The following is an 11,140-nucleotide window of genomic DNA, read 5'->3' as shown; positions in this document are numbered from 1 at the left end:
GTGACGGACAGGGCCAGCGCGGGCTGGAACTTCAGGTCGGCGTCCAGCTTGAGCAGGCGTTCCAGGATCTTGGTGGAGGTCTGAAACGGGCTGGAACCGCCGCCGCCCGGCACGAACAGGGCTTGCGGCTCCAGGCCGCCCCACGTCGCGACGAGCGTGCCGCCACGGCGGGCGGGGCCGGCGTCGGAGCCCGGGCGGTCGGTGGCGGCGAGCAGCGTGCGGGGCGCGACGCCCAGGCCGGCCGCAGCCAGGCCGCCGGCGGCGGAACGGGTCAGAAAGGCGCGCCGTCCGGCGCGGGTTGCTTGTGTCATGACGGAAATCCTTGTCTTGATGGCGCGGCTCAGCCCTGGCTGAGCGTGGCGTAGGTGGCGCGGCCGATGGCCACCAGCGCGCCCTGGTCGTTGTAGAGGTCGACGTCGGCCACGCCCACGCTGCGGCCGTTGCGGCGCACGCGCGCCACGGCGGTCAGCGAGGTATTGATGGCCGGACGCAGATAGTCGACGCGGAAGTTGATGGTGGGCAGGCCGCGTCCAAGCAGCATGCCGACGGCAAAGTCGCCGACCGTGTCGATTACGGCAGCCAGCGGGCCGCCATGCCATTGGCCGCTCTGCGCGCCGCGTTCGAACTCCGGACGGAAGGGCGCCACCACGGTCAGTTCACCCTGTTCGTGGTCGACGTCGCGCACCGACAGGTCCAGCCACGCAATGAAGGGCGATCCGTCGAACTTGGCCTGGATATCGACGGCGTTCAGCTGCGCGCTCATGACGCCACCAGCACTTTGCCGACGATCTTGCGATCTTCCAGCGAGGCCAGCGCATCAGCGCCTTGTTCCAGCGGCCACACACGGTCCACTTCGACGCGCAGGCGGCCGTCGCGCACCAGCGCCAGCAGTTCGTGCAGGTCGTCGCGGTCCCAGCCGTTGGAGCCGCGGATCTGCAGCTCGAACGTCCAGATGTAGCGCAGGTCTTCCTTGGGATCGAAGCCCGCCGTCGCGCCGCAGGTCAGGAGACGTCCGCCCAGGCGCAGGCAGCGCAGGGACTTGACCCACGTATCGCCGCCCGTGAAGTTCACCACCACGTCCACGCCGCCTGGCTTGCCGCCGCGCCGGCGCGAGGGCTTGCCGAAACGTTCCTGCACGGCCTTCAGGAAGTCTTCCTCGGTGTACAGGATGATGTGGTCGGCGCCCAGCGCGCGCAGCGCTTCGCCTTTCTCCGGCGTGCCGGCGCAGGCGATGACTTCGGCGCCCGCCAGCTTGGCGAGCTGCACCGCGCACACGCCCACGCCGCCGCTGGCGCCCAGGATCAGCACCTTTTCGCCGGCCTTCACTTGGCCGATGCGGTTCATCATGCGCAGCGCGGTGCCGTAGGCCACCGGCAGCGCGGCGGCCTGTTCGAAGCTGACTTCGTCGGGCAGACGCAGGAGCTGGTGCGCGGGCACGCGGCACAGCTCGGCCAGTCCGCCGTGGATGGTCTCGCCGACCAGCCCGCCGTCCACGCGGTCGATCGGGTCGACCAGCACGCGGTCGCCGGCCTTCCAGTCGCGCACGTTCTCGCCGGTCTTCACGATCTCGCCGGCCACGTCCAGGCCGATGATGACGGGGAAGGGCAGCTTGATGCCCGGCATGCCGCGGCGGGTGAAGACGTCGTGGTAGTTCAGGGACGAGGCCTTGACGCGGATCACCACGTCATTGGGACCGGCCACGGGATCGGGGAAGTTGGTTTCCAGGCGCAGCTTTTCGTTGCCGCCGTGCTCACGCAAAACAATCGCTTTCATGAATGCCAGATAGAAGGGGATTTAGAGAAAAGAAGTCACCAGCCCGCGACGCCGTCGATGGCCTGGCGGGTGATGTGCAGGCCATGCGCGACGACGCTGCGCCGCCACACGCTGGATACCGGTACAAATGCGTCCACCAGGTCCGCGCGCAGTTGCGCATCGCGCGCGGCGTCGGGGGCTTGCGGCGCTTTGAAGCGCAGCCATTGGTCCAGCCGCAGCGCGGGCCGCATCTGCAGGCCGCGCGTGCCGAATTCGACGACCGCGCCGGCCAGCGGGCGATCGCCCAGCGCCTGCTGCACGCCACGGAACACCAGGCCCTGATAGTCGGGTCGCGCCAAGCCGTGCGGGCGCTGGTCGCGCACGCGTTCAGAACCCCACCAGCGTGCGGCCTGCGCTTGCTCGGCGCTGGCTTCGTCGTTGAAGCACAGAAAGAAGGGCTCGCCGTATTCGCCGATGCCGGTGTGCCAGTCGATGAACGCGACGCGCTCGCTGGCCGCCAGGTGCTCATCGACAATGCGCCGCAGCGTGCGGTTGGACCATTCCGGTCCCTGGCCGCCGTAGACGAGGCCGTCCGGATGCGTGTATTGGCCGCTGGCGGTCACGTTGAACAGGGTGTCCGCGCCGTGCGTGGCCTTGAACGTGTCCAGCGCCTGCGCGGCGGCCTCGTGCGTGGTCTCGGTCCATCGGGCCGGAATCAGGTGGGGATGCAGCGTCGCGTAGTGCGGGTTGGCGGGATAGGGCCGGGCGTGGTCGACGAAGTTCCGGTTCAGGTCAACGTTGTTTTCCGTGGTGCGGGTGTCGTGGGCATAGCCGTACGGGTTCAGCGCGTGGACCAGGACGACGTTTACGTCGTCGGGCAGCGGCCGTGCGCCGTCGGCGGCCAGCCATGCGCGCTGCACCGCGGACCCGGCCGCGCCTTCCAGCCCGTGGGTGCCGCTGATCGCCAGGAGCGTGCGCGGCGCATCGCGGCGGCCCAGGACGGCGACGTCCACGCTCAATGCGTTGCCCTGCGGGTCTTTCAGCGTGGGATGTTCATAGCGGAATAGCGCGGCCCCGCGCGCGGCCGCGTCGTCGACGAAGGCTTGCCGCGCGGACGAATAGCCGTTGGCAAAACAGTCCCAGTAGTCGGGCAGGGTCTGGCTCATCTCACGCCTCCTGCACGAAGACCTGCAACGCGCCGCCCGCGTCGTCCGGCGCCACCACCAGCTCGCCGCCCGCGTTGGCGCGGTACGCCACCTGATTGGCGTCGAACATGGCGCGCGTTTTGGTCAGGTCCCGCACGCCGATCACCGAGCCGGCGAACCATCCGCCTTGCGACGCGGCGGGCAGACCGGCAGGCACGCGAACCTGCGGGTAGCGCTGCTCAAACGTGGCCGGCGCGAGGAAGTCGATACGCAGGCTGCCGCGCCGCACCTGCAGGCCATCGTCGGGCAGGTCGCTGGTGGCGATGGGACCGAAGACGCGCTCGTAGCCGGCGCGCAGCGAGCGGGGCTGGGGATGCACGACGATCAGGGACTCGATGCGGCGCGCGCCATTGGCGTGGTCCTGCCATTCGGGGCGGTAGACCAGATGGCGCGTCAGGTGACCGCAGGTGAAGAAGTCGGGCACGCCGAGCAGGCCCGCGGGAAATTGGGTGTTGTTCCAGGCCGCGTCTTCGCTGCCTTCGGGCAGATGCACCGGGCGGCCGCCGCTGATGGGCGGTTCGGCGTCGATGCCCAACTTTGCCAATTCCGCGTGCACCGCCGTGCTGTCGGTGGTCTGCAAGGCCGTGGCCACCGGGCCTTCGTACGCGTCGTCAAACCCGCCAAAGCGCGACTGCGCCTTGAGGTCTTCGGGGAACGTCAGCAGTTCAAGGTAGTTGGCATCCAGAATGATCGTCTGATTGCGCGTGCCGCGATGGTGCCGGCCCTGCGGGGCCAGGCTGAATCCCAGCTTGACGTAGCGGTCGGTCGCCGCCTGCAGGTCGTTGACCCGGATGATGTAGTGGTCCAGGCCCGTGACTGAAGGAAGGGACATCGGTATTCCTGTATGCGCTTAGAGAAAGACGCAGTCTGGCCGATGCGCCGTCGCGCTAGAACGATTGAATTCTCATGTTGATATCTGATTTGTGATTCGGCGCCCCTGGGCCGCAGCGGGGCTGCAGCGGCATATTCAAATCACTAATACGCATTCCGGGGGGATGGCCCGGCGCTGCGCCATGATCTGGTTCTTTGTGGGGTGCGTTGGGGAGACGGTGTCAGACACCCGGGTGACAGGGGCGGCAGCTTCTAGGCCATCTCATACGGGTGTCAGACACCTTGCGGAGACACCTGGCCGTTACCCCTGCCGAAGTGCAGCCGCCCCAGGTGTCTGACACCCGCTGAAGTGCCGTGGCAAGTTGAGGACGACCTCCACAGGGTGTCTGACACCGGCCCCCGGCATGCCCCCCCCGACACCGGCCCCCAGCAAGCAACCCCCCAAACAAAAAAGCCGCCTTGCAAGAAGGCGGCTAAAAGAACTGCTCGGCGATGTTCTCCCCGTGTCAGTGCAGGATCTGACTCAAGAACAACTTCGTCCGCTCATTCTGCGGATGATCGAAGAAATCATCCGGATTGTTCTCCTCGATGATCTCGCCGCGATCCATGAAGATCACGCGGTTCGCCACCTTGCGCGCAAAGCCCATCTCGTGCGTCACGCAGATCATCGTCATGCCGCTTTCCTGCGCCAGCGTCACCATCACGTCCAGCACTTCCTTGACCATTTCCGGGTCCAGCGCCGACGTGGGCTCGTCGAACAGCATGACCTTCGGGTTCATGCACAGCGAACGCGCGATCGCCACGCGCTGCTGCTGCCCGCCGGACAACTGGCCGGGGAATTTGGCGGCCTGATCGGGAATGCGGACGCGCTCCAGGTACTTCATGGCGGTTGCCTCAGCCTGGGCGCGCGATTGCTTCAGCACCCACATCGGTCCCAGCGTCAGGTTCTCCAGCACGGTCAGGTGCGGGAACAGATTGAAGTGCTGGAACACCATGCCGACCTCGCGGCGGATGGTCTCGATGTGCTTCAGGTCGCTGGTCAGCTCGGTGCCGTCGACGATGATCTGGCCTTTCTGGTGTTCCTCCAGCCGGTTGATGCAGCGGATCATCGTGGACTTGCCCGAACCCGACGGGCCGCACACCACGATGCGCTCGCCCTGGGCGACGTTCAGATTGATGTTGCGCAGCACGTGGAACTGGCCGTACCACTTGTTCACGTCCTGCAGACGAATGATGGCATCGGACATGCCTGTTCTCCTTCGGGTTTACCGGGCGTGCCCGGTGGCCAGGCGCTGCTCGAGCGCGCGGCTGTATTTGGACATGGAATAGCAGAAGACGAAGTAGATGAGCGAGATGAAGAGATAGGCCTCCACCCCGAAACCTCGCCAAGCCGCGTCGGACAGGGCCGCCTTGGCCGCCAGCGTCAGATCGAAGATGCCGATGATCACGACCAGCGACGTGTCCTTGAACAGGCTGATGAAGATGCCCACCAGCGGCGGGATCACGATCTTGAGCGCCTGCGGCAGGATGATCTTGCGCATCTGCTGCCAGTAGTTCAGGCCCAGCGAATCCGCGCCTTCGTACTGCCCCTTCGGAATCGCCTGCAGGCCGCCGCGCACCGTTTCCGCGATGTAGGCCGCGGCAAACATGATGATCGCGATCTGCGCGCGCAGCAGCTTGTCGATGGTGAAGCCTTCCGGCAGGAAGAGCGGCAGCATGACCGACGACATGAACAGCAGGCTGATGAGCGGCACGCCGCGGATCAGCTCGATATACACGACGCACAGCGCCTTGATGGCCGGCATCTTCGAGCGGCGTCCCAACGCCAGCAGCACGCCGATCGGAAACGCGAAGGCAATGCCGAAGGTCGCCAGGATCAGTGTCAGCGGCAGGCCGCCCCAACGGGCGTTCTCGACGTAGGTCAGGCCGAACACGCCGCCCCACATCAGCACGGACACGGCCGCCAGTCCCAGCGTCCAGATAAGCGCTAGCTTGCCGTTCCAGAAGCGGCGCATGCCGCTGGCCACGATCACCGCGATCAGGATGCCTGTGGCGATCAACGGACGCCATTGCTCGTCGAACGGATAGGTGCCGAACAGGATGAGCCGGTGCTTTTCAATGATGAACGCCCAGCAGGCGCCGCCGGCGGCGCGGCATTCCTGCGCGTTGGTGGCGTCGAAGCTGGCCTTGATGAAGGCCCATTCCACCAGCGCCGGCAAGGCCATCAGGAGGCACCATGCCAGGAGCACGGTGATCAGGATGTTGAGCGGCGAGGAGAACAGGCGCGACCGCATCCAGGCCCAGGCGCCGGTTTGCGCGCCGGGCGGCGCGACGTTGGCGCTCAGGGTTTGCGTAGTGCTGCTCATCTCAACGCTCCACCAGCGCGATGCGCTTGTTGTACCAGTTCATGAATATCGAGATCGACAGGCTGACGGTCAGGTAGGCGGCCATGATGATGAGGATGCCCTCGATGGCCTGGCCCGTCTGGTTCAGCGTGGTGTTCACCACCGACACGATGTCCGGATAGCCGATGGCCACCGCCAGCGAGCTGTTCTTCAGCAGGTTCAGGTATTGGCTGGTCATCGGCGGGATGATGACGCGCAACGCCTGCGGCAGGATTACCAGGCGCAGCACCAGCCGGCGCGGCAGGCCCAGGGAACCGGCGGCTTCCCACTGGCCGTTGTTGACGGCCTGGATGCCCGAGCGCACGACTTCGGCGATGAAGGCGGACGTATAGACGGTCAAGCCCAGGAAGAGGGCGACGAACTCCGGCGACAGCGTCAGGCCGCCGACGAAGTTGAAGCCCTTGAGCGCCGGCATGTCCAGCGTCAGCGATGCGCCGCTGGCGAGCCATCCGATGACCGGGAATGCGACCAGCAGGCCGATGGCCGTGCGGCCCAGCTTGAACGGCTGTCCCGTCGCTTCCTGGCGCTTGGTGGCCCAATGTCCCACGGCGATGATCGCCAGGATGGCCAGCCCCAGTCCGCACAGCACCCAGTCCAGCGAGGCGCCTTCCAGCCCCGGCACCTTGAGGCCGCGGTTGGAGATGAAGACGCCGGGCAGCGGATTGTGCGCCTGGCGGGGGCCGGGCATGTTCTCGGTGATGAGCGCGTACCAGAAGAACAGCTGCAACAGCAGCGGCACGTTGCGCATCACCTCGACGTACACCGAGGTGATCTTGTTGACGAGCCAGTTCTTGGACAGGCGCCCGATGCCGATGAAGACGCCCAGGATCGTCGCGGCGATCAGCGCCAGCAGGCCCACGCGCAGCGTGTTCAGGATGCCGGCGAAGATGGCGCGCCCGTAGGTGTCGGCGGGCGCATAGGCGATGACGGATTCGCCGATGGCAAAACCCGCCTCGCGATTGAGAAAGCCGAAACCCGTCGCGATGTTGCGCATCGACAGGTTGTGCAGCGTGTTGTGGACCAGGAACCAGACGCCGGCCCCGACGAGCGCCAGGGCCAGCGCCTGGTAAACCAGCGCCCGTGTGGCCGGATCGTTCCAGGAAACCCGGCGCGGCGGCCGCTGCACCGGGTGTTGAGCGGTGTGCTGCGCCACGGTTCAGCCCGCCATCAGGGCGCTGACCGCAACGGTCAGGCGGTCCATGCCTTGTTCGATGACCTCGGTGGAGGTCGCGAACGAGAAGCGCACGTAGGGCGACAGGCCATACGATCCGCCGTCGATCACCGCCACGCCCGCTTCGCGCAGGAAGAACAGGCTCACGTCCAGGTCCGTCTTCAGCTCGCCGTCGGGACCCTTCTTGCCGATCAGGCCCTGCACGTTGGCGTACACGTAGAACGCGCCGTCGGGCATGGCGCACGAAATGCCGGGGATGGCGTTCAGGCGGCTCACGATGAGGTCGCGGCGCTTCTTGAAGATCGCCACCATTTCCGTGACGCTGGACTGGTCGCCTTCCAATGCGGCCTGCGCAGCGGCTTGCGAGATCGCGCTGGGGCACGAGGTGCTTTGCGACATGACGGTGCTCATCGCCTTGATGAGGTCGGCCGGGCCGGCGCCGTAGCCGACGCGCCAGCCGGTCATGGCGTAGGACTTGGACATGCCATTGACGATGAGCGTGCGCTCAACCAGCTTGGGCTCGACCTGCACGGGCGAGGCGTGGGCCTGGCCGCTGTAGGTGAAGGGCGCGTAGATCTCGTCGCTCAGGATCCACACGTTGGGATGGCGCAGCAGCACGTCGGTCAGCGCGCGCAGCTCGGTGGCGCTGTAGACGGCGCCGCTGGGGTTGCTGGGCGAATTCAGGATCAGCCAGCGCGTGCGCGGCGTGATGGCGGCTTCCAGCGTGGCGGCGTCGAGCTTGAAGCCTTGCGATTCGGGACCGGTGACGACGACCGGCTTGCCTTCTCCCAACAGCACCATGTCCGGATAGGAAACCCAGTACGGCGCGCAGACGATGACTTCGTCACCCGGCTCCAGGCTGGCGGTCAGCGCGGCGGCGATGATCTGCTTGGCGCCGGCGCCCACGGTGATCTGGTCCATGCCGTAGCGCACGCCGACGGTCTGCTCGAGACTGTTGGCGATGGCTTTGCGCAGACCGACGGTGCCGTTCGGGCTGGTGTAGCGGATGTCGCCGCCCGCGATGGCTTCCTGGCCGGCGCGCGCGATGTGCGCGGGCGTGGGCATGTCGGGCTCGCCCAGCGTGTAGTCGGCGATCTCGCGGCCCTGGCGGCGCAGTTCGTCCACGACGATCTTGGCGGCCATGCTGGGCGAGGGTTTGATCTGTTTGAGTCGGGCGTTGACGATGCTGTTCATGGTGTTGCTGCGTAAAGAGTGTTCTGGCGCGGGCGTGCCCGCAGGCCGGGGAAATGAAGCGCGGCTCCGCACAGGGCGGAGCCGCGTAAACCGTGCTTAGCGCACCGGCCAGCCGTACATCAGGCCGCCTTGCGTCCACAGCTTGTTCAGGCCGCGGTCCAGCTTCAGCGGGCTGTCCTTGCCCATGGCGCGGTCATAGCTTTCGCCGTAGTTGCCCACCTGCTTGATGATGTTGTAGGCCCACTTGTCGTCCAGACCCAGGTTCTTGCCCATGCCCGGCGTCACGCCCAGGATGCGCTGGACGTTCGGGTTGCTGCTCTTGAGCATTTCGTCCACGTTCTTGGACGTGATGCCGTATTCCTCGGCTTCCAGCATCGCGTTCAGCGACCAACGCACGACGTTGAACCACTGCTCGTCGCCCTGACGGACCATGGGACCGAGCGGTTCCTTGGACAGGTTCTCGGTCAGGATTTCCCAGTCGTCGGGCTTGGCCAGGCGCGTGCGCATGTTGGCGGCCGTGTTGGACTTGTCGTTGGTGTAGGCGTCGCAGCGGCCCGATTCCAGCAGACGGAAGTTTTCGTCGTAGTTCTCGACCAGCACCGGCTTGAACGTCAGGCCGCGGCTGCGGAAGTAGTCGGCCAGGTTCAGTTCGGTGGTGGTGCCGGGCTGCACGCAGATGGTGGCGCCGTCCAGTTCCTTCACGCTCTTGACGTTCATCGCCTTCTTCACGATCAGGCCCTGCGCGTCATAGAAGTTCACGCCGACGCCGATCAGGCCCAGCGTGGTGTCGCGGGTCAGCGTCTGCGTGGTGTTGCGCGACAGCATGTCGATTTCGCCGGACTGCAGGGCCGTGAACTTGGCCTGCGCGGTCAGCACGTTGCCCTTGACCTTGGAGGCATCGCCAAACATGGCGGCCGCGACGGCGCGGCACATGTCCACGTCCAGGCCTGTCCATTCGCCCTTGCTGTCGAGCACCGAGAAACCGGGAATGCCGGCAAAACCGCACTGCAGGAAGCCCTTTTTCTTGACGGCCTCGAAGGTCACGCCGGCCTGCGCGCCGGACGCGACGCACAGCAGGGTTGCCGCAACGGCGGAGCTCAGAAACTTGCGCATGGAGATTTCTCCTGGGGATCGAAAGTGATTGAAAAGCGGATGGGTCGGAAACGGCCAAGCGTTCGGGGTCCGCCCCGGCAAGCCGGGGAGGGTGCGTCGCGCATTCGGACGGGGTACGGAAAGTGGGGAGGGTGCGCCGGCGCAGGGCCGGTCAGGCGGTGCGCCGTTGAATGCGCGTGGCGTAGGGGTGGTACGTACTGCGGAGGGTAAGAATCGGGCTCATCGGCGGCACTGGTACGGCAGGTCTTACGGTCACGGAAGACGCAGGCGGGTACAGCGGCCGCGTCGTATTACGTTATGCAATAAGACGTATGATGGCAGCCGTCATACAAGTAAACAAGTAAGGGGATTCCCGTAATTGGCATTACGGGCGGGCAGGCAGGCGGGGTTTATAGCGCCGGGGGATGGGACAGCAGCTTGCGGTAGCGCGCGATGCTGTCGCCCAGATGGCGGGCCATGGCGGCGCGCGCGGCGCCGGGGTCGCGGCGCATGATGGCCGTCAGGATGGCTTCGTGCTCGCGTACGTTGCGCGTTTCGTACATTTCAAGCTCTTCGGGCGTCTTGCCGCCGTGCTTGATGTTCAGGTCGAGCATGACGTCGCGCACCGCCGCCTTCAACAGCGCGGGAAAGTGCGGGTTGTTCGACGCGCGGGCGATCGACAGGTGGAACTCGTAGTCGGCCTTGACGGCCGCTTCCATGTCGCGGGTGGCGCGGTTGAAGGCGTCAAAGGCTTCGACGATGCCGGCCAGGTCCGCGGCGCTGCGGCGCTCCGCCGCCAGCCCACAGGCTTCCACTTCAAGGCCGGCGCGCAATTCCATGATGTGCAGCGCCCAGCGCGGGTCCGTGGCGGGCTCCACGACAAAATCGATGGGCTTTTCGCGGTCTTCGGTCACGAAAACGCCGATGCCGGGCTTGCTGACCAGACGGCCGCTCAGCCGCATGGAGGCCACGGCTTCGCGGATGACGGTGCGGCTGACCTCGAATTCGTCGCACAGCGCGTGCTCTGAGGGCAGCTTGTCGCCGGCGCGGTACTGGCGCGCATCGAGGCGCTTGGTCAGTTCCTCGATGACGAAATCGGTCAGGCGCGAGCGGGGAGGCCGGGCGGGAGTTTGCATTGTCTCTCTTATAGGGAAAATCGCTGCGGGCGAGGCTGGCGGCCTGGCGCGCAGCCGCAAGTGTACGCGTTCCTCTGAAGCCTGATGGGTGTCCGGCCCAAAGGCGTCGGCCGCGCCAAATGCGCGCGGCCGCGAGGAAGCACTGAGGCCATATGACAACATACGGGGCGAATTCCGCCAACTTTTCTTTGCATCAAGAAGCAAAACGCCCTCCAGCGGGAGGGCGTTCTGGCGGCTAATCGCGCACGGGATCAGTGCGGACCGATCACTCGGCGCCGGACTTCTTGATCAGCGCTTGCAGCATTTCCATTTCTTCGCCGGTCAGGTCGGTCAGCGGCGCACGCACGGGGCCCG

The 11,140-nt window shown here is 66.1% G+C and carries 10 protein-coding genes and 1 pseudogene; all 11 read right to left on the bottom strand.

Annotated features, from left to right (window positions below; genetic code table 11):
- Positions 1–311, bottom strand: a pseudogene (locus RT697_RS25660) (ABC transporter substrate-binding protein); the annotation flags it as partial.
- Between the two features lie 29 nt (positions 312–340).
- Positions 341–763, bottom strand: coding sequence for a PaaI family thioesterase (locus RT697_RS25655; protein ID WP_313702477.1), 423 nt, complete (start codon positions 761–763; stop codon positions 341–343).
- The gene (locus tag RT697_RS25650; protein ID WP_313702476.1) at positions 760–1,773 is read right to left on the bottom strand and encodes a zinc-binding dehydrogenase; all 1,014 of its coding nucleotides are present in this window, start codon (positions 1,771–1,773) and stop codon (positions 760–762) included. Before RT697_RS25650 ends, RT697_RS25655 begins: the two co-directional genes overlap by 4 nt.
- Before the next feature lie 35 nt (positions 1,774–1,808).
- On the bottom strand, positions 1,809–2,918 hold the full coding sequence (locus RT697_RS25645; RefSeq protein ID WP_313702475.1) for a M14 family metallopeptidase: 1,110 nt from the start codon (positions 2,916–2,918) through the stop codon (positions 1,809–1,811).
- A 1-nt stretch (position 2,919) separates the two neighbouring features.
- Positions 2,920–3,789, bottom strand: coding sequence for a VOC family protein (locus RT697_RS25640; protein WP_313702474.1), 870 nt, complete (start codon positions 3,787–3,789; stop codon positions 2,920–2,922).
- Positions 3,790–4,294: 505 nt separating this feature from the next.
- A complete protein-coding gene (locus RT697_RS25635) occupies positions 4,295–5,035 on the bottom strand; it encodes an amino acid ABC transporter ATP-binding protein (RefSeq protein ID WP_313702473.1) in 741 nt (246 codons plus the stop codon).
- A gap of 18 nt (positions 5,036–5,053) precedes the next feature.
- Positions 5,054–6,154: an amino acid ABC transporter permease gene (locus RT697_RS25630; protein ID WP_313702472.1), complete on the bottom strand. Its 1,101-nt coding sequence runs from the start codon at positions 6,152–6,154 to the stop codon at positions 5,054–5,056.
- A gap of 1 nt (position 6,155) precedes the next feature.
- Complete coding sequence (locus RT697_RS25625) at positions 6,156–7,346, bottom strand: amino acid ABC transporter permease (protein WP_313702471.1); 1,191 nt, start codon at positions 7,344–7,346, stop codon at positions 6,156–6,158.
- A gap of 3 nt (positions 7,347–7,349) precedes the next feature.
- A complete protein-coding gene (locus tag RT697_RS25620) occupies positions 7,350–8,558 on the bottom strand; it encodes an aminotransferase class I/II-fold pyridoxal phosphate-dependent enzyme (RefSeq protein WP_313702470.1) in 1,209 nt (402 codons plus the stop codon).
- Between the two features lie 96 nt (positions 8,559–8,654).
- Complete coding sequence (locus RT697_RS25615) at positions 8,655–9,671, bottom strand: amino acid ABC transporter substrate-binding protein (protein ID WP_313702469.1); 1,017 nt, start codon at positions 9,669–9,671, stop codon at positions 8,655–8,657.
- A 389-nt stretch (positions 9,672–10,060) separates the two neighbouring features.
- Positions 10,061–10,786 (bottom strand): FadR/GntR family transcriptional regulator, encoded by a 726-nt coding sequence (locus tag RT697_RS25610; protein WP_313702468.1) that lies wholly within the window; start codon positions 10,784–10,786, stop codon positions 10,061–10,063.
- Between the last annotated feature and the right edge of the window lie 354 nt (positions 10,787–11,140).

Origin of the sequence: Achromobacter sp., assembly GCF_032113835.1 — a bacterium.
Classification (GTDB): Bacteria; Pseudomonadota; Gammaproteobacteria; order Burkholderiales; family Burkholderiaceae_B; genus Achromobacter.
This window is presented reverse-complemented; position numbering and strand designations above follow the sequence as displayed.